The organism is Sorangium sp. So ce1036, from assembly GCF_051369805.1.
Taxonomy (GTDB): Bacteria; Myxococcota_A; Polyangia; order Polyangiales; family Polyangiaceae; genus Sorangium; species Sorangium cellulosum_F.
Map to the genome: position 1 here is coordinate 4045673 of NZ_JBBMOX010000001.1, position 23931 is coordinate 4069603.

Genomic DNA, 23931 nt, shown 5'->3' on the forward strand with positions numbered 1-23931 from the left:
GGGGCCGGCGATGGGCTACCCTGGGCGCCCCATGGCCACCTCGTTCGCAGCGTTGATCTTCCGACCCGCCGAGATCCCGGATCGCGCCCTGTCGCAGGGCTTCGCCGTGGCGCTCGGCGGCTGGGACGTCGCCTCGCCGCGCCTGCTCGTCGCGGCGCTGCCGGGCGTCCCCGGCTACTCGGCCGCGTACTACTCGAGCGGCGAGCCCAGCGCCGGCGCGGGCGAGGAGCTCGACCACCTCATCGAGCTCTTCGAGGACGAGCTCTCTCCGCCCGTGGCCGTGCTCGACGCGGCCGCGGAGCTCGGCCGCCCGGGCGCGACGGTCTTCGCGCTCGTGTACTCGGAGGAGATCCTCCACGACGACGGCTGGCGCCTCGAGGCGAGCGGGTTCCTCCGGTACTTCGTGCGGGAGGGCGAGGAGGGCCTGGAGGCCGGCGTGGAGACGCCCGACCGCAGCGACCTCGTCGAGATCGCGGTGGATCTCCCGGAGTCCGCGGCCGAGCAGGAGGAGCGGGAGGCGATCGACCGGGCGATCCGGCCGCACCGGGGCTCGACGTTCCTCGCGGACGAGCTGGGCGCGCCGGTGCTGGGCGCGCTCGTGGCCGGGCTGTTCGCGCCGGAGCGCCGCGTCGAGGTGCGCCTGGTCGAGCCGGGGCCGGCGTCGATCGCCGCGGAGGTGGCGCGGCTCAACCGGGTGCTCCGGCGCGAGGACGGCCGCGGCGCGCCCGCGCCGCCGGCGCCCGTCCGCGGCGTCGCCCCGCCCGCCACGTACGAGGCGTTCGTGCGCGCGTACGACTGGGCGGATCCGGCGGATCCGGAGGACCTCTACCGGGAGCTCGCGATCGGCGCGATCGAGGGCACGCTGCGGTTCCTCCGCGAGGGCGAGCGCCGCGGCCACGAGCGCGATCCCGCCTGGGAGGCGGCGGCGGGCCGCGCGCTCTACCCGATCGCCCGGCTCCTGGGCTCGTCGCTCGGCGGCGGCGCGGCGCAGCGGGCCACGATCGCGCTCGGACCGGACGGGGAGCGGCTCTGGATCGTGCGCGACGGCGCGAGCGCCGCGCCCGCGGGGCCGACCTTCGGCGAGCTCCTGCGCTACCTGTCGCTCGGCTGGTCCCGCCGGACCGACGCCGAGGAGGATCTCATCGGGGCGCTGATGCTGCGCGCGCGGCTCCGGTCGCTCGCCGGCTGAGCCGCCGCCCGGCCTGCGGGGCGCTTCGCTACGCGCTCTTCGAGTGGACGTACGTATCGTTGGCGTGACGTCCGTCCGGCGCGGGGTTCTCGGGGTTCCTGCGGAGATCGTCGAGCAGCAGGTTGAGCAGCTCGGCGTCGCGGTCGGTGCGGGCGAGCACGCTCACGAGGATGCCGCCCTGCCGGACGCCTGCCTCGTAGCGTTCCGCCCAGCGCTTCGGGACGCCGGCGCCGAGGAGCATCTCGCGCAGGCCGCCGGTCCCGCCGCCCGCGATCGTGTCGGCGACCGCGGCCGAGAGCGGGCCGGCCACCACGAGCCCGAGGCCGGGGAGCACGGCGCTCATCGCGATCGCGGCGCCGAACGCGTGCGCCGGCGTGGTCCCGTCCGGGATCGTGAAGCACCTGCACCGCGTCGCGTCGGTCATCAGCAGGCTGATGTCCTGCCGCGTGTAGCCGCAGTCGATGATGCGCCCCGCGGCGGCCTCGGCCTCGTCGCGGGTCTGCACCAGGCCAATCACGAGCTTCTCCATGAAGAAGACCTCCTTGCGCGCTGAGCGCGTCGTCGCTCCAGGCTCCGCGATCGCCGCCGCACGACCCGTGCCAGCTCGCCATGTCCACATTCCGGCGTGAAGGAGCCGATCTTATGGCGCCTTCCCGCGGGGGAGGCGAGGCGGGATGTCGCACTGCGCTGGCACGCCGCGCGCCTCGGCCACGGCAGGCCGACCGAGGCGCATCCGGCCAGGATTCCGCTTCTGGTGTACGGAGGTGCAGGGAGTCTCCCGAGGGGGGGCCAGCGCTGGCGCTCGTGCTCGCGCTACCGCGCCGGGGTGATGGTCACCTTCAGCATCTGGCTGGACGCAGGATACAGGTAACCGTCATCGACGGAGCGCACCTGGTCCGTGGGATCGTCGGCGCCCCTCTGCGGCCCGGCCTGGCGCGGCGCCTGGTCGGGGCCCACGCCGGGCCACTGGTTGGCCTCGGTGCCCGCGTCCCAGAGCGAGACCTGGTCGGAGACATCGCCGCTCACCGGCTCGCCGCTCGCGTCGAACAGCGCGATCCCCTCCTCGCTCGGCGCGAAGAACAGATCGTTCGATTGCCCCAGCATCGACGCGAAGCTCAGCCGCTCGCCGGGCCGCGCGGTCACCGTGAAGCGGAACGTCGCGCCGGGCAGCAGCGGCCCCGGCATCGAGGCGCCCACGGGCGTGTCGTAGACCAGCACCGACGAGATCCCGCCCTCGCCCCCGACCTCGGCCTCCAGCGACCCCGCGAGCGTGGCCGGGCTCCCGTCCTCGGCCAGCATCTCGAGGCCCTTGCCCCGGTCCGCCTCGCCCGACCGGAACAGCGGCGCCGCGGCCCCGTGCACCACCGCGACGCCCGGCGCCGCCGGCGAGGTCAGCCCCGCGCGGGCCATGGCCCCCTCGTGCAGCGTCCTCGGGTTGCCGTCCTCGGCCTGCGCCTCCAGGCCGTTGTCGGGGTACGGCTGCCCGACCGTGAACAGCGGGTTGTCCATCGTGTGCACCACGAAGAGCCCCGGCGACAGCGGCACGGCGGCCGGCTCCCCGCCCTCGGGCATCAGCGTCCCCACCTCCGACATGTTGGTGATCCGGATCGTGAACTCATTGCCCGGCTCCGGCGTCACCGTCACCTGGATGACCTCCTCGACCGCCGGGTAGGTATAGCCATCCTCGACCGGCCGCACCGTGTTGTCCGGGTCCGGAGCGCCGGTGTTCGGGCCGGTCTGTCGGGGCGCCTGGCTCGGCCCCGCGCCCGGCTCCTCGTTGGCCTCGCTGCCCGCGTCCCACAGCAGGACCTGCTCGGTCACGTCCCCGCTCACCGGGTTGCCCGCCTCGTCGTAGAGCGGGATCCCGGCGCCGTCGGGCGCATAGAACAGATCATTCGATTGCCCGAACATCGTCGTGAACGACAGCCTGTCGCCCGGCAGGGCGCCGACGCGGAATTCGAAGCTCTCCTCGGGGAAGAGCGGTCCGGGCATGCGCTCGCCCACGGGCGTGTCGAACACGCCGGCCACCCGGTAATCCCGCGCGGGCGTCACGTTCTCGAGGGTCACCTCGAAGCGCGTGGCCGCGTCCCCGCCAGCGGCCCCGCCGGCGCCCGCCCCGCCCATGCCATCGGCGCCGGTGGTACCGCCGCCGCCGCCATCGCTGCAGGCAGCGGCGAGGGTGAGGACGAGCGGCAAAGCAGACAGCGCGCGACTCCGAATCTTCATGACGATCCTCCAGGAGCAATGAATGAGATGACGCGACCTGGATCGCCCCCGCCGCGGCGAGCCGCGTGGCAGCGATCGTTCCTCCGACGCGCCCCGGGGACCGGAGCGGCCACGGGCGCCAGCAGGGCGCCCGCCTCGGGCCTGCGATGGCCCGTGGCGCGTCGTTCGATGGTGCTACGCGGCGGATGCTCGTCGGTTTCGCGACCCTCGCACGCGCCTGCACGATCGCGCTCGGGAGGAATTTCAGCGCGGGCGGCGGTCGCCTCGAGCGGGGGCGCGCCGCGCGGCGCGATGAGCCGTTGCGGCGCCATGGCGGGTCTGATTGGGTGCCGCTGGTGCAGGATGGATGAGCTCGCCCTGAACGCCGCGATGGATCGGTACGCGTGCGGCGACGCCGGCGCCTTCCCGGAGCTGCACCGCGCCCTCCACGCGCGCCTGCTCGCGTACCTCGTCCGCATGTGCAGCTCGGCGACGCTCGCGGGCGACCTGACGCAGGAGACCTTCCTGCGGATGCACCGCGCCCGCTCGACGTTCGCCTCGGGCGGCGCCGTCCTCCCGTGGGCCTACGCCATCGCGCGCAACGTCTACCTCGATCACGCGCGCGCCCAGCGGCACCGCAGCGCCGAGCGCCTCCCGAGCGATCCGGGCGCCGAGCCGCCGGACACGCGCGGCGCCGACGCCGAGGCCGTCGCGATGGCCTCGCAGACCGCGCGGGCGGTCGAGCGGGTGCTCTCGAGCCTCCCGGCGGCGCAGCGCGAGGCGTTCATCCTGCTCCGCTACGAGGGGCTGAGCGTTCAGGACGCCGCGGCCATCCTGGGAGCGACCCCGAGCGCGGTGAAGCTCCGCGCGTTCCGCGCCTACGAGGCGCTGCGGGCCGAGCTCGGAGAGCTCCGGCGGCGGCCCGGGGCCGGGAAGGGCGCGGGGACCGGCGCGGAACAGCGCGCGAGGAGGCGCACGGGAGCGGGCGCAGAGGAGCGCGCCGGCAGGAGCGCGGAGGAGCCTGCCGTCGCGGAGCCGGAGCGGAGCGGCCGTCGCGGCAGGGCTGCGGGAGACGTCCGAGGAGGTGCCGATGGCGGATGAGCGCGATTTGCTGGAAGGGCTCGAGGACATCCCCGATCCCGCGGCCCACCTGGCCGGTCGCCCGCCGCCGCGCCCGACGGCGGCGCCGGCCGAGCCGTCGCTCACGCGGCCCGCGCGCGCGCGCCGCGTCGCGAGCGCGACCCTGGCCGGGCTCACCTGGGTCCTGCTCCTGACCTGGATCGCGGGCTTCCGCGCCGACATCGGCGCGCCCCGGGTCGCGATCCCGCTCGCCCTCTGGGCGTTGCTCTCCGGCCTCGGCCTGCTGCTCGCGCTGACGCCGCGCGCCCGGGGCCTGCCGGCCGGCGTGAGGGCGCTCCAGGCGCTCGTCGCCGCGGCGCCGGTCGGGTTTCTGGCCGCGGCCGTCGCGATGTCGGGCCTCGCGGACGGACCGCTGTCCCCGAGGTCGCACCTCAAGTGCAGCGCGATCGCCCTCGGCATGGCGGCGCTGCCGCTCGCGCTGGCGGCGCTCGTCCTGCGCCGCTCGTTCCTCTCGGCTCCGGCGTGGCGCGGCGCCGCGATCGGCGCCCTGTGCGGGCTCGGGGCGGTGATCGGCGTCCAGGCGCATTGCCCGTACGACGACCTCCTCCACATCACCTTCGCGCACGGCCTGCCGATCGCGGCCGGCGCGCTCCTCGGCGCGGCCGCCGGGGCGTTGCGCGGGCGGGCCTGACCGCGCAGGCGGACCTGACCGCGCAGGCGGGCCTGACCGCGCAGGCGGCGCCATCGAGGCCGACGGATCCGATCGGAGCCGCGCGGAACCAGCGACCAGCCTCCGGATCGTCGTCGCTGCGTCGAGCGCGCTAGAGCGCCGGGGGAGCGGGCTGCGCGGCGGAGCCGGCGCCGCGCGCGGCGCGCGATGCGCCGGACGAGGCGCGCGGGATCTCCACCGGCAGCGCCTCCAGGCTGCGCAGGATCGTGCTCCGCTTCCACCGCAGCGCCTCGCGCGGGACCGACAGCCGCAGATCCGGCAGCTCGCGCACGAGCGCGCTGAAGGCGGCCTGCGCCTCGAGCCTCGCGAGCGGCGCGCCCAGGCAGTAGTGGATCCCGACGCCCAGCGCGAGGTGACGGTTCGGCTCGCGATCGAGCTTGAGCCGCTCCGGCTCGGCGAACACCCGCTCGTCGTGGTTCGCGGAGGCGAGCAGCGCCAGCACGCGCTGGCCGCGCGGGATGACGTGGCCGGAGACCGCGTACTCCTCGGTCGTGTACCGCTCCGTGGCGGTGTCGACGGGGCTCGTGAAGCGGAGCAGCTCCTCGACAGCGGGCTTGATCAGCGCCGGCTCGGCGCGCAGCCGCTCGAGCGCCTCGGGGTGGTCGAGCAGCGCGAGCGTGCCGTTGGCGATCAGGTTGACCGTCGTCTCGTGCCCGGCGACGAGCAGGAGGAAGATCATGGCGAGGAGCTCGTCCTCGCTCAGCCGGGCCCCGGCCTCCTCGGCGCCGAGCAGCGCCGTGATGAGGTCGTCCCCGCGAGCGCCCCGGCGCTGCTTCGCCAGGGAGCGGACATAACGCATGAAGGCCCATAGCTGGGGGAGCGCCAGCACCATGTCACGGGTCCCGACGATCGCCGTGAGCCGGCTCGTCCAGGCGCGGAACCGGCGCCGGTCGGCCTCCGGGACGCCGAGCAGCTCGCAGATCACCCACAGCGGCACCGGGAGCGCGAAATCCTCGACCACGTCCATCGCGCCGCGCCGGCGGGCGGCGGCGAGCAGCTCGGCGCAGCGCGCCTCGACGCGGGGCCGCAGGTCCTCGATCCGCTGCGGCGTGAACGCCTGTTGCACCAGGCCGCGCAGCCGCGTGTGGCTCGGCGGATCCTGGTCGAGCATGTTCTGGGTGAGCGGCCGCAGGAACCATGGCATCCAGGGGACCTGCGCCGCGCGCTCTTCACGGGACAGGACGCGGTACGGGTCCTTGCCGAGCCGCGGATCCTTGAGCGCGGCGGCGACGTCGGCGTGGCGCGAGAGCAGCCAGGCCGGCTTGCCGTCGCAATAGGTGACGTGAGCGACGGGCGAGAGGGCCCGCAGCCCCGCGTAGAACGGGAACGGGTTGGCCTTGAATCGAGGGCTCGCGAGATCGGGAGTCGAGATCATGTCCGCCTGCCTTTCGGTGGAGCCGGCGCCGCCTGCCGGCGCCGCCTGGAGCTCGCCTCTGGCCGGGCGAGCGCCATCAAGGTGTCTCGCAGCGCGCGCCGCTGCCGGGCGGTGAGCTTCACGCCCATGTCCTGCGCGACGCCGAGGCCGTCGAGCGCGAGCTGGACGACCATCGCCCGGCCCTCGGGGATGTCCTCGCCGACGTCGCGGGCCACGGCAGCGACGTTGAGCTCGTGGGCCCGCCGGCGCATGGCGGGCTGCGACGCCACCGCCTGGAGCAGCGCCGTCATCAGGCCGCGAGGGACGACCGGCTCCGGCGAGCCGTCGATCGACAGCGCGATGTGCGCGCGCAGGCGAGCGCCGCGCGGCTCCGGATCGTCGGCAGCGCGCGCCGTGATCTGGCCCTCGACCTTCTCGATCAGCCGGTCGAGCATCGCCAGCAGCATCGCGTCCTTGGTCTTGAAGTGGTGAAAGAAGCCGCCCTTGCTGACGCCCGCGGCGGCCGCCACCGACTCGACGCTGAGTCCGGCGAGCCCCTCCGAGACCAGGAGCCGCTCCGCGGCGTCGAGGATGCGATCCCGCGCGCTCGCGTAGACCCGAGGTGCCATGCCCAAACATACCGACCGGTCGGTCGGTATGCAAGGCGATCCCGACCGGCGGCGACGCTTGGCGCTGCTGGTATGCTGGGCGCGCCGAGCGATCCTGTGTGGACCATCGCGGGGCGGGGAGCCGGCGGCTTTCCTGGCAGACGGGAATCGGATGAAGGCCTGCTTAAGGAGCTCCCCCACCGCCCATGCCCATAGTTCCTCCGTTCGGCGAAGATGCCCGCCGGACGGAGGATTCCATGCCCCGCTCCATTGTCGCTCCTTGGCTCCCTGTCGTTGCTCTCCCCGCCGCCCTCGCCGCCTGCGGCTCCGTCGAGATCGCCCCGTACGACACCTCGGGCGGGACCGGCGGCGGCCCTGCCGTCCCCGGGAGCGGCGGCGGCCCTGCCGTCCCCGGGAGCGGCGGCGGTCCTGCCGTCCCCGGGAGCGGCGGCGGTCCTGCCGTCCCCGGGAGCGGCGGCGGTCCTGCCGTCCCCGGGAGCGGCGGCGGTCCTGCCGTCCCCGGGAGCGGCGGCGGTCCTGCCGTCCCCGGGAGCGGCGGCGGTCCTGCCGTCCCCGGGAGCGGCGGCGGTCCTGCCGTCCCCGGGAGCGGCGGCTCCGGCGCCGGCGGCGAGGAGGCTGCCTCGACCGGCTCGACCAGCACATCGACCGGCCTCGAGCCGGCTTCCTCCTGCTCTGCCGCGGCGTGCGCCGTGCGCATCGCGGAGGGCTCGCCGAATTGCGCCGTCACCGACTCCGGAAAGGTCTTCTGCTGGTGGGGCGGAGCCACCCTGCAGGAGCGCCTGGCCGCCCCGGTCGAGCGGCCGGAGCTCGGCGATGTCGTCGCTGCGTCGGGCCTGGTCATGCACATGTGCTTCCTCCACGCGGACGGGCGCGTCTCCTGCCAGGGCTTGAACATCAAAGGGCTGCTCGATGGGGCCATTCCCCGCGGGGAGCGCGGCGAGGTGCCCGTCGTGCTTCCGGATATCGAGGGGGTCGTCAGCTCTCCTCGGCTTACGAGCACGCCTGCGGCGTCCTCGGCTCGGGCAACGTCATCTGCTGGGGCGATCCCTTCTCGCGGTGGCTCGGCGTCGAGGGCGCCGGGCCGAGGGACGTCCCGGTCACGGTCACCGGCCTCGACGACGCGGTGCAGGTCGCGGCGAGCTTCGATCACACCTGCGCGCTGCGGGCCACCGGAGAGGTGGTGTGCTGGGGATCGCTCACCACCGGCGGGGTGGCGGCGACGCCCGTGCGCGTCGAGGGCGTCGAGGGCGCCGTCGAGATCGCCGCCGGCGCCAGGCACGACTGCGCCCGCCTCGCATCGGGCAAGGTCCTCTGCTGGGGCTCCGGCAACAATGTCGAGCTGGGCGACGGCGCCCTCGAGGCGCGCGGCGCGCCGGTCGAGGTGCCCGGGATCGACGATGCGACCCAGGTGAGCGCCGGGTTCGGTCGGACCTGCGTGCTCCGGCAGGGCGGCAGGGTCACCTGCTGGGGGCGCGGTCTAGAGCGAACCCCGCGGGAGATCGCTATCCCGGAGGCCGTTCACGTCTCTGTCGGCCACGAGGACGCCTGCGCCGCCCTCGCGAGCGGCGAGATCGCCTGCTGGACCGGGCCCGAGCCCGACGACATCGGTGTCCTCAGGTTGGGGCTGTAATCTCGGCGCCACAGCCGACGCGTCGAAGCGACCCGACCGCAGGGGGGCGGCGCGCTCGAGCGCGCCGTCAGGGCGGCAGTTGCCGAGCACGCCCATCAAAGAGCGTGCTCGACAACAGGCGATAGTAGATTGATCCTGCTTACCGTACCGTTGCCCCCGCTACCGCCGTCTTGGTGCCGCCGCCGTGTTGAGTGACCCTCGGACGTATGGTGATCTTCTGAGGCCGCTGCGAGAATCGCTTGTCCGTGCTCCGCTGCGCCCAAACGAGCGCCTCTCCGGGGGCGAGTGCGGAGAGGTGGCTCTCGCTGACCCCTTCAAGGGAAGTGATCGCCGTCTTGAGGTGCTTCAGCCATTGCGGCGATGTCATGCGATGCAGCACCAGGACCGTCGACAGCTCGACGACGACACGGGGCACGCTCAGCGGATCCTGGCTTGCGATGACGATGCTCGTGGCATGATGACGCATCTCACGGATGGTCTCGACGACCTGCGCGACGAGCTCGGATTCGCTGATGTACTTATGGGCCTCATCGAAGACGAGCAGCTTGTTGAAGTCTCTTCCGTCGAGCTTCTGCGCGGCGAAGATGCGCATCATCACCACGAAGAGCTCCAGAGCCTCGTCTTTCTCGATCCATTCATCGCGCAGATCGACGATCACCGTTCGGCCCGGGCGAAGCAGGTCGCCGAGCGAGCGCGCGTCATCGATGTAGGGCTCAGCGAGCTTGAGACGGTCTTCCGCCAGCCGCAGCGCTGCCTTCGACAGATCGGCGTCCCGCAGCTCCTCCCGCAGCTTCTCCAGGGTCAGGACCTCACGATGGCGCCGCAGGATGGCGTTGAGCTGCCGCAGGTACAACGCGTCGTTGCCGTAGGCGCCGAGGAGGAACTTCCAGCCGTCGTTCTTCAGCTCCGACGAGCTGAACTTGATCGGCTCGACGGTGATCCCAGGGTACTCCTTCCGCCGCTGCTCGACCTTCGCCTCCGGCGCGAGCAGGAGCACATCGTCGAGGCCGGTCGGCCGTGCGCCGTAGTCGCGCAACAGGCGATCCACTTCGCTCTGCTTCTGGTTGGGAGATATGGCGGTCGTGAACTCGGGTTCGTACGCGTCGCTCTTGTGGTAGTGAAATATGACCGTCGCGAGCGGCGACGGCAGGCTGTTTATCCCCGGCAGCTTCGCAGATGCCATCTCGGCGATCGCGCCGAGCGTGTATGACTTGCCGAACCCCTGAACCCCAAAGAGACTGATGGTATTGCAGCCCATCAGATCGAGCCCGACTCGCTGCGAGCCGGACTTGCCAAGGATTCCATACTGTGCCGTCATCGCCGTCGCGCCGAGGAGCACGTCGGCGCCAGGGAGACGCTCAGCCTCCTGGGCCGCGGATCGCGCGGCCGCCGCATCCGCCGGCGAGATCGCCGTGATGGCCGTCGCTCCGGCGGCCTCCGGCGCCGCGGGCGTTGAGGTCGCCGTCGTCGGCCCTGGCGCGTGCTCCGCGGGGGATGCGGTGTGGGGCTGCGGCGGACGGTCTGCCCTGTCGAGGTTGGGGTCGACGTTCTCTCGTGCGTGAACCGGCCGCCCGTCGCCCGCGGCGCGTCCGGCGTACGGGATGGGAGGCGCGCTGGCTGCGCGCAGGGGGCGCGTGCTGAGCGCGGATCGGAACGATTCGAGCTCTGCATCCATCGGCGGCTCCGACTCCGCGGGTGAGGCGGGCGGCGGCGGCTGGCTAGCCCGCGCGCGCCCGCGTCGCTCGCTGCTCCGCTGCGATCTCCGCGCGAACTGCTCCACGGCGTGCTCGAGGAGCTGCTTCGCCTTGTCGCCGCCGAGCCGAGCCACCCGGAAACCCGGTTCATCCTCATCATCGTGCACACCCTGGCCACGATGCTCGAAGATCACGCCCATCGTCCGCAAGTCGAGCTCATAGCCGTCGTCCAGATGCTCGAGGAACGCGAGCGCGGCATTCGCCTGCTTCTCGGAGAGCAATGCATACCGCTGCGCGCGACGAGCATAGAAGGAGAGCGCGCCGGATAGCTCCTTGGCCCGGAGGAGCGCGTCGGCCCGCGGCTCCGGATAGAGGTCGAGTGCGAACCTGTCCCGGAGCCGCTCCGCGGTGTTCTGGGTTTGCCGCCGCATCTCTGCATAGAGCTGGCTCCGTGCCGAGCCGGACAGCTCCTCACGCAGCTTGACCTCGACGACGTCGAGCCGAATGGTCCGCGGCTCCGTGAAGCCGACGAGCAGGAGATCGGCTCGCTGCCGCGATGTGCTCCCGTCGTCGCTCCGGGCGTCGTCCGCGAACCATCCGCGATGGGCGTCGAGGGGCACCACGAGACGCTCCTCGAGCAGCTTCGTGCGTTCGAGAAGCCACCGGGCCAGGAGCAGCCCGACGACCTCCGCGGCGTGGGCATGCCCGGTTTCCAACCGAAGCGCGAGATGCCCGGAGAGCGACCGCAGCGCCTCCAGCACGACCACGACATCGTCCTCGCAAAGCTCGAGGCCGTACTGCGCGAGGGCGGGTTGAATCAGGCTCTCCAGCTCCAGCGTGCTCCGCGTCGTGAGCAGGAGACGCTGTCGGTCCTCCTGCAGGTACTCAGGGGTGAAGTCGAGCAGATATCCCGCCTCGCGCGCCGATGACGGACTGTCGAAGTAATCGAGCCCGAGGCTGCGATCGACGGTGAGCACCCAGTCGCTGATCTCGTGCACCTGCTTCAGGAGCGCCTGATCCATCGGGGTGAGCTGGAGAGCCACGACCGGCGCCTCGTCCTCGGTCGCCGCCTTGCCCAACGCGAAGGACGCCTGCACGCGCTGCGCCGCGCCGACCGCCGCGCGCATCCGCTCCTCGTCCCGTGTCGGCTCTCGGCGCGTGAGCGGCCTGAGCCCCTTGACCCAGCCGAAGTGGGGACCGATGGGCTCCGCCTGGGTCTCCGGCTCCTGCACGAGACCCGCGACGAAGGAGCCGCGGCGCAGCGTCTCGATCCGACCCACGCGCCCGAGCACCGCGAACTGCTCGAGCAGCAGCGAAACGTGCGCCGTGTACCGCTCGGACCGGCTCAGGAACTCGGCGACGGAGTTTCTGGCGAACACCAGCTTCGGCAGCAGGTGATTGCTCGAGGCGAGCGTGAACTCGTCGTCCTCGCCCACCTGGCGCTCTGGATCCAGCAGGCTCTCCAGGCCGTCTGCCGCCGAGTCGGCGTGCGCGGAGCTCCCGAAGAGATGGATCGCGTACCGCAGCGAAGGCGCGTCCGATCCCAGCGACTTGACGCGCATCGACTCCACGGCGCGCAGCACGTCGGCGATGAGCCGACCGTCGCCCGGGTTGAAGACGTTGAGGCAGAGTTGCTCGACGTACGGATGCTGCTCGATGTAGTCGAAGAGACGGCCTGCGATCTCGGAGGGGTCGACCGTGGTGACGGTGATGGTACGATCGCGGATCCCCATCGCGCGCAGCACGCGATCGCGCGCCGCCATGGCGTCGATGGGCACGCCTTCCTCAACGCGGTCCGGCAGGTAGAGCGGCCAGAACGGAGTGAGCGGCGCGTGCTCGACGAACGCGCGACCGCGCTTGTTGAAGAGGACCATCGGGAGGTTCATCGGGTACAGATCGCGGCGGAGCTGATCGAGGAACGCCCTCCACGCAGGCGCATGCCGCGAGCCGTCCTCCCAGGCGCCCACCGCCTCGTGGCACATCCGCGTGTGGCCGAGGTGCCAAAGCAGCCGCAGCGGGTGGACCGGCGCCACGACCTGCGCCCTCCCGGCGTCACCTGGGCTGGAACGCCAGCGCAGGTCGACCACGTCGAGCAGGGCGAGGGCGGCGCGCATCGCCGCCGCGATCGCTGGATCGAGGTCGGGCCGCGCGGCCGCCTCGACCAGCGCGATGTAACGCTCGGCATACCGCTCGATGAGCTCGCCGTGCGGCGCGAGATCCACCGTCTCGACCAGCCCGCTCCGCTCGGAGCGGTTGTCTTCGAGCTTCGCCGTCGCGTCGAAGTGGTGCTCACGGATCGCCCGAAACACCTGACGCCGCGCCTCGAGGAAGGCGATCACCTCAGGGCTCGTCCCCAGGCCGCCGACCTCGTGACGTTTGATTTCAACGTCTTCGAGCTTGCGGAGATCGACGAACGAGATCTCGTGCCGGCCGAGGTGGTCCGGATGTTCGAGCAGCGCGAGCTCGAGCCGGCGTAGCACGGCCGGGACCACGATCGTATAGCCGGTGAACGCGTTGCCGCTCAGCTGGAACCGGACATCCCCCCTCGGCGGCGCGCCGACCGCGACGTCCCACGCGCCGCGAATGGCCGCGCGCTCCGGCACCGCCTCGCGCTGCTTGGCGCCAAGGGATTTCGCCGCCACGAGGGTCCACGCCTCCAGCAGCGAGGTCACGAAGACGGCGCGCACGTCCGGCTCCTCGATGTCCACCGTGTCGCGGACCACGAGGAACTGCTCCGACTCGTTCTCTGCCCTGCTGTTCGGGTCACTCTCGTCGACGCGCCGTGGCCGGGTGAGCTGCGCGCCCTCCGCGTCGTACGCGTCGACCTTGAGGTAATACGTGCCTTCCTCGAGCCCCTGGAGATCCTTGGCCTTGATGCTGCGGCGGATCGTCGCGAGCCGCCCCTGCGCGGGCTTGGGGTAGCTGTTGCTCTCCCAGGCCACGGAGACCTGGCCCTCGGCGACCGAGAGGATCTGCACGCGCCAGGTCTTCCAGGCAGGGACCTGGCTCGGGCTCGGGATCGACCGGAATGCGACCTTCAGGACATCCTTGCTCTTGTCCCCGACGTTCAGCACCGGCATTTGGGCCGCGCCGAGGACGTTGTCCTCCGTCTGTCGGGGTAGACCCAGCGGGTCCAGCAGGATGCGCAGATCCTCCGCCTCGCCGTCGTCCGTGAACTCCCACTGGTCGAGCGCGAGCCTCCGATGCGCGGGATCGCAGGCGATCTCCCGCGCCCAGGCCCGGATATCGTCGGAGTGGCGAGCCCGGAGGAAGGCGAACAAGGGGTTTTGAACGGTGTTCGGCTTCACGGGGAGCCGACGGAGGCGGGTCTGGAGCGGCTGGGTGACGTCTCCGAGGCGCGCGCAAACGTTCACGTTGCGGGTGAGCCAGTAGCGGGGGTTGCCCCGCTCGAAGAGCTGGAAGTCCGGGAGCAGCCCGAAGATATGCAGCGCGCCGCCCGCCGCCGCCGGCGTGCAGCCGTTCTTGCGCACGGTGAGCAGGTATTCGACCTCTTCGTCGGCATTGGCGATGAGCCGCTCGGCGCGCAAGTACAAGAGCTCGTCGCGCACGGCCTTGCGCAGCGGCTCCGGGAGCTCGTCGAAGAGCGCCACGAGGAGGTCTTCCGCGATCGTCGCGAGCGAGAGCTCAGTGAACGTGGCGATGTCGAGCGAGTCCTCGGCCGCCGTGCGCCTGCTCGGCGGCAGGAAGACCAAGAGCGGTCGATCGAGCACGTTGCGGAGCTCGATCAGCTTCGTCGCCGAGGCCTTCCACTCCGCGTCCACGTCGCCCGCGCACAGGACGCGCGCCTCCCAGCGCGGATCTCCTTGCAGCGACACGCAGACCGACTCCATCACCGGCTCGGGCAGCGTGGTGACGCGCAGGCGCTGGCCTGGGCCTGCCGCTTCCAGCGCGTCGAGGAGCCGTGGGCGCACGCGCTCCGCGAGGAACGCGTACAGGTCGTCCTGCCCGAGCGGCTGGAGGGTCGAGAGCGAGCTCATCACGCCACCCCCTGCCGTGAGAGCGTGTACCTCGGCCGTACGGTCTGCGCGTTGTAGGCGTCGCTGAGGTCGTCGTAGAACCCGATCTCCCGCAGCCTGTCCTTGAGCGCACGCACGTTGTCCCGGAAGGCGCGGTGCTCGTCCAGCGTCACCGGCCGTCGCCCCGCGGGGGTCGTCGCGGGGGCGATCACGAAGCCGTAGCGATGCTCCACCCAGCGGAGGAAGTCTTCGACCAGCATGGGCTCCGTGTAGAACCGCTTCTCGCCCCCGGCCTGGTCCTGGCGCAGCACGGCGAGCTGCACGAACACCTCGAGCAGCCGCCCGCCGAGGTGCCAGCGCCGCGGATTGTTGCGCGACCGCCCCTGAACGATCGCCCCGAAGGGGCCGTTTTTCTGGAAGAGCTTGTCGATCATCTGTACGAGGTAACTCAGGTGGTGCTTTTGCCGGACGTGGGAGATCAGCTCTACCAACGTGTCGAAAGCGGGCATGCCCGCGTCGAGGATGTCCTTGACCTCCGGCGTAATCTCCTCGTCGTCAGGCTGGCTTCGCAAGAGCTCCTTGAGCGTCGACTTGAAGTCCGACTCGAACCCTCTCGGCGGGTCCTTGAGCAACGACGGCACCTCGAACGGGTCGTCCGGGAGCTTCTCGTCCTTCGCGTAATGCAAGAGCTGGTTCATCGCGAAGATGGCCTTCACGAGGTCGATCAGGCGACCATACTCCGCGGCGGCGTCCTTCTGTGCGATCTGGGCCATGCGAGAGCGGAAATCGCTCCCCATGTCGACGGTGAAGCTCATCCCGTAGGGGCACTCGGCGAACGGCGCGTCGGAGGTGCCCCAAACGGGACACGCGCGGCACGCCGGGTGGGCTTCGCGCTGGTTGATCCAGCCCGAGAGCTGCCGGCCGACGCGCAGGGTGTAGAGCCCGAGATGCAGGCCGAGGAGGGTCTTCAGGTAATCGATCATCACCGGCCTCGGCACGACGTCCTGGTACGCGAGGAGGCGCTGCACGTCGTTGCACAGCACGCGACCCTGACCGCGGCACGTCGGCCGGTGAGGCGCCACCTTGTCCTGCTGGGAGGGGTGCAGCTGCGGGATGTCCTCGACCAGCTTCAGCACCGCCAGCGTCTCGAGATCGAGCGGTGTGACTCCATCGTAGCCGGCGGCGGCATTGTGTCCCCGGCCGAGGTAGTGCTTCAGATCGGCGAGCGCCTGCGATTCGTCGTGCTCGAGCATCGCATAGAGCGCGTCGGCGTGGTTGTAATCACGGCAGTGCTTGGCGACGCGGATCTTGGCGGCTTCGAGGTGGAGCGGCCGGAGGGACGCGATGGCTTCGGTCGGACGCCCTCGGTTGACGAGATCGAAGATGTCCGACTTGAGCCACTGGTCCGCGACCCAGGCCGCCTCCCCGTCGAACCCCTCCACGCCCCGCAGCTCGGCGAGGATCTTGCGGTGGGTCTCGACCCTCTCGAACTCGGCCTTGGGCCGACCCCGGGTCACGGGGCGCGTGCCGTCGCACTTGAGCAGCAGAAAGAGGTTGATGAGGACGCGGTCGAGATCGACGTTCTTCGGGTCCGGGTAGAAGACCTTGGGGTTGCGGAACTCTTGATCGACCTTTCGCAACTTCACGGGGTCCTCCCTTCCTGCGCCTCGTCCGGGCGCGCGTGGCGCGCGAGGCGGAGGCGGATCCCGTCGCTCCGGCCCTCGGCGCTGATTTCATAGAAGTCGCGATCGTCGGCCGTGACGAGCACGCGATCGAAGGTGGTGGTGAGCAGCTCGTTGCGGAAGATGAGCAGGTTCACGAAGAGCCCGGCGAGATCGTTCGCGGTCGGCCGGTAGCCGCTCCCGATGAGCTCCAGCATCTCGAGCAGGTCGAGCGAGATGCGCAGCCGCGCCGCGCCTTTGCCGCCCTCCGAGACGAGCTCGATCGCGTCGGGCGCGTACTCGAGGTACTCGGCGAGCGTCGGGGCGCGGGTCACCTCGACCCGGAACGACTCCTTGGGGAACAGCCGGTAGCTGCGCACCGGGGCGTCCTTGACGTGGGTGATCTTGAGCGCGAGGTACCGCTGGCAAAGCGCCTCGCTCTGGACGCCTTCCGCGCGCGAGATGGCGTGGACCACCTTGTCGCGCAGCTCGCCGCACGCCGCCTGGAAGTCGTCGTCGCTCGCCGGCGCGGTGATGCGCTCCAGGAGGCCGGTGGCGCGATACGGCACCATCGCGCGCCAGCCGTCGTCGCGGCGCTCGAAGTACGCCCAGCGGCGCCACCGCGCGATGAGCCGCCGCCGCGCGACGAGCAGATCGCCGAGCGCGATGTCGTCGGCCGGGCCGGGCGTGCTCCTCGTGAGCGTCATCAGGGCGTTCCAGGCCTCGGCAGATCTCCGCTCGAAGGTCATCCACGGCACGGCCGCCCTGGGGTCGTGGGCCAGGCGGCGGTCCAGCGCCGGCATGTTCGGCAGGCCGATGTCGGCCTCTCGCAGCCGCCGCACGAGGCGATCCACCGCGCGCTCTTCCCCGGAGGCGCCGCGCGCGTGACCGGCGCCCGCCTGCGGTGCGAGGCCGGCCGCGCCCACGACGCCGCGGCCTGTCTCCGCGTCGCGGTCCGCGAAGGCGTCCGGGTAGTACAAGCGGGTGAGGTCGTCGAGCGTGCTCGTGTCCGTCCGCTTCAACAAGCGATCGATGTCGTCGCAGCTCTGATCGCGCAGCAGCAGGTAGGACAGGGCCGAGCGCAGATCGCGCATGGTGACGTGGGCCTGGCGGCGCAGGTGGACGACCTCGAACAGCCGCCGCACGCGCTCGCGCGTCGCGGCGCCGGAGGCGTCGTCGCGCAGCGTGTCGGCGTTGTGCCGGATGGGGCAGCGATCGCGGTGCGCGCACCCGTCGCACGGGGCCCAGATCTCGGGCCGCAGCATCGCGAGGAGCTGCCGCTCGACGAGCGAGCTCGTGCCGCCGGCGGTCACGGCGCGCAGGTTGAGGTTCACGAGGAGCGCGCGGTCCTCGGCCAGCTCTCCGTGCAGGGCCCGCATGACGAAGCGGCGCAGGCCGCCGAAACGGGCCTCGTGGGCGCGATTCGTCAGGAAGTCGAGCAGGCGCCCCTCGTTGATGGCGATGAGCCGCGCCTTCGCGCCGTCGAGGCCCGCCATGGCGTGGCCGGCGAACGGCTCGAAGAACCGCACCAGGACGGCGTCGTTGTCGTGATGCCCCTCGTCCTGCGAGCCGTCGTAGTTCGTCTCGTACTCCACCCCTTCGTACGTCCACCGGCTGCCGTTCCGCGTGGAGAGCCGCTCGATGTTCGCGCCGTTCCGCTCGAAGAGCGCCTCCACCTGCTGGAGGAACGCCGTCTTGCCGTCGCCCGCGTTGCCGGTCACGAGCAGGAGCCGGAACCGCCCGGCGACGATGGCCGGCGCGAGCTTGTCGTCGAGGCGCGTGTTCACGTAGGTGAAGCGCGCGATGTCGTCGAGCCCGCGGGTCCCCGCGTTGCTGCGCCGCGCCTGGCTGTAGAGCGTGAGCAGGCGCGCGACGTACGGGTTGTAGTTCGGCCGCTGGGCCTCCTCGGGCGTCACGTCGCTCAGGCCCGGAAACTGCCCCGACGGCACCGAGGCGGGCGGCGCGGGCGCAACGTGGGAGGTGATGGCCTGGAGCGCCGCCTTCATCTCCCGCGCGGTCTGGAAGCGGTCGCCGCCGGAGGGCTGGACGGCCTTGAGCAAGAACGCCGCGAGCTCGTCGGAGAGGCGGATTTCGGTGGCTATGTCGCGCGGATCGTAAGGGTCGCCGTGGCCCGGCTGATCCTTCGCGTAGGGGTGGCGGTGCGTGACGAGCTCGTAGAGCACCACGCCGAGCGAGAAGAGGTCGGCGTCCGGCTTCCACTTCGGGATCCCGCGATCCGGCGCCCAGTAACGCGGCGTGCCGGCCTGCCCGGTGGCCTCGGACGCCTGCGCCGCGATGTTGAAGTCGATGAGCTTGGGGCGGTGGGACGGCATCTCCAGCATGATGTTCGCCGGCTTGATGTCGCGGTGGAAGATGCCTGTCTCGGCCCGCTCCTGCGCGGCATAGAAGGTGTCCACCTCGTCCTCGGTCAGGCTGCGCTCGCGCATCACGGCGCGGATGCGCTCGAGCTCCTCCGGATCGGGGTGCATGGCCGCGAGGGCGTCGAGGAGCTCTAGCCCGATGGCCTGGATATCGGTCCACGGCAGGCGCTTGCGACCGTCGCAGTAGGCGGCGAGCGTCTCGCCGTCCACGAGCTCGCTGATCAAGAAAGGTGTGTTGTCCGAGAGGCGCCCGAGCCACTCGGTCTTGGCGATGTTGGGGTGCGTGGGCAGGAGACGCGCGATGCGGTTGAACTCGTTCCGGAGGAGATCGATGTCCTCGGCCTTGAGGAGGATCTTCATCGCGTAGGTCTTCTGATGGTCGAGGTTGTAGACCTTGAAGACCTTCGAGAACCCGCCGACGCCGAGCACGTCGTCGATGCGCCAGACCCCGTCGAGCAGGCTCTCCACCTCGAACGAGGCGCGCGGTGGGGTCGCGGGGGCGGGGTCCTTGGCGGGGGCGCCGGTGGTCGTGCCGAGGGTCTCCCGCAGCGCGGCGAGCGCCTCGGCGGCCGAGGGGCGGGCGTGGAAGTCGTCGACGCGGAGCAGGCTGGTCAGGAGCGCGTCGAGCCTGGGCTGGAGCTCCGGGCGTCGCGCGCTCGGGAGGACCGGCGGCACGCCGCGCGCGGCCTTCGCCGCCTTGGCGTCGGGGAAGGGGACCTCGTCGAGGAGCAGCTCGTAGAGCAGCACGCCGAACGAGTACATGTCCGACGTGTGGTCGAAGTCGTAATCGGTGATGTCGGCGAGCTCTGGCGGGACGTAGGCCGGGTTGCGGGCGCGTCCCTCGGTCTGGGCGAGCACCGTGTGCTTGCTCTCGACGTAGGCGCGATCGAAGTCGGTGAGCCGGGGGCGGCGGTCGAATCCGACGAGGATGGTCTCCGGGCAGACGTTGCGATGGACGATGCCGTGGGCGTGGACCGTCTCGAGGGCGGCGGCGACGCCCTGCGCGATGCCGAGGCGCTCGCGCAGGGTCAGCCGGTCGCGCTCCTGGTTCCTGAGGTAGCCGTGGAGCGTGCCGAAGTCGCTCCACTCGGTGACCTCGAAGAACTCGCTGTCCTCCTCGAGGAACTCGAACTGGAGGACGCGGAGGAGGTTCGGATGGGGGCCGATCTTCGCGACCGCCTCCGTGGGCCGAAGGATGACGGCGCGCTGTTTCTCCAGGGCGTCGTTCGGAAGGTTCTGGTCGAGGCGGAAGGTGCGGATGCGGTACGTGGTCGGGTCGTCGGCGAGCAGGGCGTGGCGCGCGAGGTACTCGCCGGCGCGCTCGTCGGCGAAGAGGGTCTCGGTGATCTCGTAGCTGCCGAGCCGGCGGCGCTTCTGGCGCTGGCGGGCGCCCCATTTGCCCTGGAGGAGCTGCTCGATGGCGGCGTGGTACTTGCGGATGTCCTTGGCGTTGGGAACCTTGCTCGGGTCCTGGAGGTAGGCGATGGTGCCGGTGAGCGAGCGGACGGAGCTGCCCCAGTTGCCACCGAGGTGGTTCTGCGTGCCATCGGGAATGACGAGGAGGGGCGGGATGCGCACCTCGCTGCCGAGGGCGCCGAGCTCGGTCTTGAGGACCTTGCACTTGGTGTTCGTGAGCCAGATGGCGGGCTTCCTGGGCTTCTGGTTGAGCAGCCACTCGGTGTCGTCGCCCGTGAGGCGCCCGTACCACTCCTTGGCTTCGAGGACGTAGAGCGCGTGGGGCGCGAGGACGAGGAAGTCGAACTCCAGCGCGTCGTGGTTGCGGGGCTTGAGCTGGAAGTTCGGGGCGACGCCGTAGCTGTCGGGGAGCTGGGCGAGCAGGGTCTCGAGGACGAGGCGCTCGAAGGGGCCGACGAGGCCGCCGCTCGTGGGGGTGGGGATCAGGCGAGCCATGCGGGGAGCACCTCCTCTTCGATGATGCGGATGGCTTCGGATTCGGTGGCATCGGCCTCAAGACGAGCGCCGAGGGCACGCTTCACGCTCTCTCTCACACTGGCATGATCCTTCTTTGTAAGCTCTGGAAACGGCAGGTCCCTCACAAGGTCCAAGCGCATTATCGGTATGCTAGTCCCTACCGCGGTTGATTGAAGAAGTCGAAGGCCAACCAGGCTCGACATGAAGGCGTATGCCGTCTCCAGGTGCTCTTCGATTGGAAGAACTCTCAAAATATCTTGGGTGATTGCAGTCTGCGAATGGAAGCAGCTTCCAAGCTCGGCTCGTCCAAATAGCGATCCTTCAGACAGCTGGCCGCGGCTCCCAACGAGAATGCCGTTCCGTGGTACAAATAGTGCGCGCTCGTCGCATCCTGGGTGGACGATACGTCTCGGCACACGCCTGAGCAGAAATATATCTCGCTGCGAAAGCAACGAAATTCCGTGTGGCGATTCGCAGGCTACGCGTTGGCGCAGCAGGCCGTGAAAAAGGCCGTTGGGTTTCAATATGTCTGCGACTTGTGTTGCCCATCGACGTTTCAATAGTCCTAGGGCTCCGCCTGAGGACGCATATGTCCAGGCGCGCAAGGTTGGGAGCGGGCCATCCCAGTGTGCGACGTTGGCCTTTCGTTCCGCGCACATCGCGTGCGCCTCGCGCATCTCCGGAAGGTCTTCCAGTACGCGCCGCGCCGCCTGGAGCTCGCGGGCGTAGGTCTCCCGCTGCTCGACGCAGCGACGTGCGAGAACGGCCACGCGCTCGATTGTTTCCTCATCTGCTAGTGGGATCGGAAGCGAACCGAATAGATCGTCGCGAAATCGAAGAATTTTGGTTCCGTAGCTCGTTGATCGGATCGCTGCGACGCCTGTAGGGCTAGCAAGGAATGCATAAGCAAAGAGACTGAGCGGCGCCTCAGGCTCTTTGAATGTAAGAGTCATCGCATCGGGCCCCACGTATTTCCCGACCAGACGTCCGTCTGCGATGATCGCACGACCGTACAGCTCGTTTTCGCCAAGTGTGCCAGCGCCCGCGATCAGTACCTGAAGGCGCTTGATCTCGTGCCGTTCGGGCTTCGCCATGGAATCTCGGCGAATGATGCGTCCTTGCGGCTCCGCAGCGAACATATCGCTCTGCGAGAGAAGCTCGATGCCGTGCTCCGAGGTGCAATCGACGCGTGTGAAGACCGTGCCGTAAGCGGGTCCCAACTCCTCGACGAGCGAGCTGAGCCGCACAGAGCGTCTCTTTGCAGCGGCACGGATGAGCTCGGTCCGTGGACTATAGTTGAGCGCCCGCAGCGCGGCCGAGCGAACGCTCGGCACCATGAAGGAGCTTCGGATCATGTGGCTTCTCCCGCGGAGAGCCGTCGATATTCCATCGCGATCCATGGCAGGTCGTCCGCAAGCCGCTTGACCTGCTTCCGGCGCTTCCTCTCCTCTCGCTCCGAGCGTTCGAGCACCTCTTCAACCTCGATGAGCTCGGTCCCATCCGGCTTCCGGACGTACGTCGTCTCCCCCCGCCGCCCATGCCCGCACTTCTCCGCGATGGCCATGAACACCGGCCGTTGCTTCAGCCCCTCCTTGCCCACCTGCTGGTGCTCGCTCGCGTACCGCCGCCTCAGCAGCACGCAGCTCGCCTGGACCGACACCTGCGGCAGGAACGCCTCCGCGGGCAGGTCCACGCTCGCCAGCAGCTCCATCCGCTGGAGCATCCACCAGCGCACGAACTCCATCTGCTCGCCCGGGTTGCCAAGAATCCCGTTGGGCAGCACGATCGCCATCACGCCGGTGCCCTGCTTGAGGAAGTTGTAGCAGCACTCGATGAACAAGATCTCGGGCGACACCTTCTTCTGGACCTCCCCCTTGATCCACTTGCCCTCCGAGCGCCTCCACACGTGCCCGAGCTCGAAGGCGCTCAAGATGTCCCTGTCCTCGACCGGGATCTTGGCGCCGAAGGGCGGGTTCGTGAACACGTAGTCGAAGCCGCCGTGCCCTCCCGTGGCCTTGGCGAACTTCTCCATCTCCTCGCTCATGAGTTTCGGGATGCCGAACTCCAGGCTGTTGAAGCTGAAGATGTTCCCGTGGCCGTCGTTGTTCATGACCATGTTCATGCGCGCGGCCTTGCGGAGCTCGGGGTCGACGTCGATCCCGTAGAGGCATTTCTTCGCATAGTCGCGGAGCTTGGGATCCACCCGCTTCAGCTCCTTGGGCACCGGCTGATCAGGGTACGGACAGCCGCTCTGCGCCAGGAACGCGCGCCGCGCGTGGGCAAGGGCCACGACGAGGAACCCGCCGCTCCCGCAGGCCGGATCGAGCACCCTCTTGCCCGGCTGCGGATCGACCATGTCGACCATCATCCGGATCACGTTCCGCGGGGTGAAGAACTGCCCGCGCTCGCGCTTGAGGGTCGTCGAGGTGATCGCCTCGTAGGCCATGCCCTTGGCGTCGGTGTCGGTGCTGAGCAAGCTGTACCGCGACAGCTCGCCGGCGATGAAGGCCAGGGCGCGGTCGTTCAGCTCGATCTTCTCGTTGCCCTCGAAGACGTCGCCGTACTCGTCCTTCACCCGGTCGAAGAGCTTCTTGATGCGCTGGCTGATCCTCTTCTGCCCCGCCTCGGCGTTGCGCTCGGTGGCGCCGACGAAGAACTCGCGCGAGGTGGAGCGCTCGTCGAGGATCTTGGCGAAGATCAGGTAAAGCAGCTGCCAGAACGCGCGGTCGCCGCGCATGTTCTGGTTGCCGTACAGGTAGTCGTGGCAGCGCTTGAAGGTGCGCAGCAGCGAGTCGCCGGCCGCGATGCGGAGCGGCCGGCGCTCGGCGCTCTCCAGGTCGGCGAGCGTCTCGTCCGGCGCCGGGATGTCGGTCAGCTCGGTGTACTCGGGTTGCCCGCTGCGCTTGTGGAACGTGCGCATCCGGAACGCGAGGTCGGCGCCGTTGGTCCAGACGCCGTAGACCTCCGGCCGGTCCTCGCTCAGGCTGCCGAGCACCTCCTCCAGCAGGCCGATGGCCTTGTCGTCCGGCTTCGTCCCGGGCTTGGCCACGATCACCACCCGCGTGACGTTCTTGACATCGATGGCGTCCTCGGCATCGCGGTGCCGCGCGCGCGGCTCGAAGACGACCAGCGATACCGTGCGGTTCCGTGTCCGGACCTTCCCATCCTCCGACGACTCGCACGCGATCCGTACGTCGCGCTCCATGTCCTCCAGCGCGATGCCGTACTCGCGGTGGAGCTGCTCGATGAACGACTGGAGCACCTCTTCCTGCGGCGTCGAGAGCCGGTGCTCCCCGGTCAGCGCGCAGACGAGCGTGCCTTCGAGGACCACCTCCTCGTCGTCGCCGCCGCCCTCCGCCGGCTCGGCGCCGCCGTTGAAGAGCTCTTGTTGCTGGACTTCCTGCTCGCTTCGCTTCTTGCCTCGTGCCATCCGTCGCCTTCCGGCGTGCCGCCGTTGCGCTGCACGCGT

Annotated in this window: 13 protein-coding genes; 4 read left to right on the top strand and 9 right to left on the bottom strand. The window is 70.4% G+C overall.

Translation table 11 applies throughout. From position 1 onward, the window contains the following. Positions 1-31 precede the first annotated feature (31 nt). The gene (locus WMF31_RS15470) at positions 32-1189 is read left to right on the top strand and encodes a hypothetical protein (protein WP_436602681.1); all 1158 of its coding nucleotides are present in this window, start codon (positions 32-34) and stop codon (positions 1187-1189) included. 28 nt (positions 1190-1217) lie between these two features. On the opposite strand, the gene WMF31_RS15475 is transcribed toward WMF31_RS15470, so the two are convergent. Next, positions 1218-1718 carry a hypothetical protein gene (locus WMF31_RS15475; RefSeq protein WP_436602682.1) on the bottom strand — a complete coding sequence of 167 codons (501 nt, stop codon included), beginning with the start codon at positions 1716-1718 and terminating at the stop codon, positions 1218-1220. Positions 1719-2002: 284 nt separating this feature from the next. Further along, complete coding sequence (locus WMF31_RS15480; RefSeq protein WP_436602683.1) at positions 2003-3415, bottom strand: spondin domain-containing protein; 1413 nt, start codon at positions 3413-3415, stop codon at positions 2003-2005. 309 nt (positions 3416-3724) lie between these two features. Here WMF31_RS15480 and WMF31_RS15485 point away from each other — a divergent pair, with 309 nt between their 5' ends. Together WMF31_RS15485 and WMF31_RS15490 are read left to right on the top strand one after the other, a co-directional pair. Beyond that, on the top strand, positions 3725-4495 hold the full coding sequence (locus tag WMF31_RS15485) for an RNA polymerase sigma factor (RefSeq protein WP_436602684.1): 771 nt from the start codon (positions 3725-3727) through the stop codon (positions 4493-4495). Continuing rightward, positions 4485-5165, top strand: a complete 681-nt coding sequence (locus tag WMF31_RS15490; protein WP_436602685.1) for an NrsF family protein — start codon at positions 4485-4487, stop codon at positions 5163-5165. Before WMF31_RS15485 ends, WMF31_RS15490 begins: the two co-directional genes overlap by 11 nt. A 130-nt stretch (positions 5166-5295) precedes the next feature. Here the strand turns inward: WMF31_RS15490 and WMF31_RS15495 are convergent, their stop codons facing one another. Further along, on the bottom strand, positions 5296-6579 hold the full coding sequence (locus WMF31_RS15495) for a cytochrome P450 family protein (RefSeq protein WP_436602686.1): 1284 nt from the start codon (positions 6577-6579) through the stop codon (positions 5296-5298). Next, complete coding sequence (locus tag WMF31_RS15500; protein WP_436602687.1) at positions 6576-7187, bottom strand: TetR/AcrR family transcriptional regulator; 612 nt, start codon at positions 7185-7187, stop codon at positions 6576-6578. Before WMF31_RS15500 ends, WMF31_RS15495 begins: the two co-directional genes overlap by 4 nt. 1123 nt (positions 7188-8310) lie before the next feature. Here WMF31_RS15500 and WMF31_RS15505 point away from each other — a divergent pair. Then, positions 8311-8817, top strand: a complete 507-nt coding sequence (locus WMF31_RS15505) for an RCC1 domain-containing protein (RefSeq protein WP_436602688.1) — start codon at positions 8311-8313, stop codon at positions 8815-8817. 139 nt (positions 8818-8956) lie between these two features. Here the strand turns inward: WMF31_RS15505 and WMF31_RS15510 are convergent, their stop codons facing one another. Genes WMF31_RS15510 through WMF31_RS15530 form a run of 5 tightly spaced genes read right to left on the bottom strand, consistent with a single transcriptional unit; the run spans position 8957 to position 23892 of the window. Beyond that, on the bottom strand, positions 8957-14509 hold the full coding sequence (locus tag WMF31_RS15510) for a hypothetical protein (protein WP_436602689.1): 5553 nt from the start codon (positions 14507-14509) through the stop codon (positions 8957-8959). After that, a complete protein-coding gene (mads7, locus tag WMF31_RS15515) occupies positions 14509-16134 on the bottom strand; it encodes a methylation-associated defense system protein MAD7 (protein ID WP_129349187.1) in 1626 nt (541 codons plus the stop codon). Before mads7 ends, WMF31_RS15510 begins: the two co-directional genes overlap by 1 nt. After that, the gene (mads6, locus tag WMF31_RS15520; protein ID WP_436602690.1) at positions 16131-20441 is read right to left on the bottom strand and encodes a methylation-associated defense system protein kinase MAD6; all 4311 of its coding nucleotides are present in this window, start codon (positions 20439-20441) and stop codon (positions 16131-16133) included. The genes mads7 and mads6 overlap by 4 nt, the downstream gene beginning before the upstream one ends. Then, positions 20429-21817 (bottom strand): hypothetical protein, encoded by a 1389-nt coding sequence (locus WMF31_RS15525; protein WP_436602691.1) that lies wholly within the window; start codon positions 21815-21817, stop codon positions 20429-20431. The genes mads6 and WMF31_RS15525 overlap by 13 nt, the downstream gene beginning before the upstream one ends. Next, on the bottom strand, positions 21814-23892 hold the full coding sequence (locus WMF31_RS15530) for a restriction endonuclease subunit M (protein ID WP_436602692.1): 2079 nt from the start codon (positions 23890-23892) through the stop codon (positions 21814-21816). Before WMF31_RS15530 ends, WMF31_RS15525 begins: the two co-directional genes overlap by 4 nt. Positions 23893-23931 lie beyond the last annotated feature (39 nt).

Excerpts from the sequence above, each read along its gene's own strand:
- WMF31_RS15470 (WP_436602681.1), top strand. The coding sequence starts at position 32 with ATGGCCACCTCGTTCGCAGCGTTGATCTTCCGACCCGCCGAGATCCCG.
- WMF31_RS15475 (WP_436602682.1), bottom strand. The coding sequence starts at position 1,718 with ATGGAGAAGCTCGTGATTGGCCTGGTGCAGACCCGCGACGAGGCCGAG.
- WMF31_RS15480 (WP_436602683.1), bottom strand. The coding sequence starts at position 3,415 with ATGAAGATTCGGAGTCGCGCGCTGTCTGCTTTGCCGCTCGTCCTCACC.
- WMF31_RS15485 (WP_436602684.1), top strand. The coding sequence starts at position 3,725 with ATGGCGGGTCTGATTGGGTGCCGCTGGTGCAGGATGGATGAGCTCGCC.
- WMF31_RS15490 (WP_436602685.1), top strand. The coding sequence starts at position 4,485 with ATGGCGGATGAGCGCGATTTGCTGGAAGGGCTCGAGGACATCCCCGAT.
- WMF31_RS15495 (WP_436602686.1), bottom strand. The coding sequence starts at position 6,579 with ATGATCTCGACTCCCGATCTCGCGAGCCCTCGATTCAAGGCCAACCCG.
- WMF31_RS15500 (WP_436602687.1), bottom strand. The coding sequence starts at position 7,187 with ATGGCACCTCGGGTCTACGCGAGCGCGCGGGATCGCATCCTCGACGCC.
- WMF31_RS15510 (WP_436602689.1), bottom strand. The coding sequence starts at position 14,509 with ATGAGCTCGCTCTCGACCCTCCAGCCGCTCGGGCAGGACGACCTGTAC.
- mads6 (WP_436602690.1), bottom strand. The coding sequence starts at position 20,441 with ATGGCTCGCCTGATCCCCACCCCCACGAGCGGCGGCCTCGTCGGCCCC.
- WMF31_RS15525 (WP_436602691.1), bottom strand. The coding sequence starts at position 21,817 with ATGATCCGAAGCTCCTTCATGGTGCCGAGCGTTCGCTCGGCCGCGCTG.
- WMF31_RS15530 (WP_436602692.1), bottom strand. The coding sequence starts at position 23,892 with ATGGCACGAGGCAAGAAGCGAAGCGAGCAGGAAGTCCAGCAACAAGAG.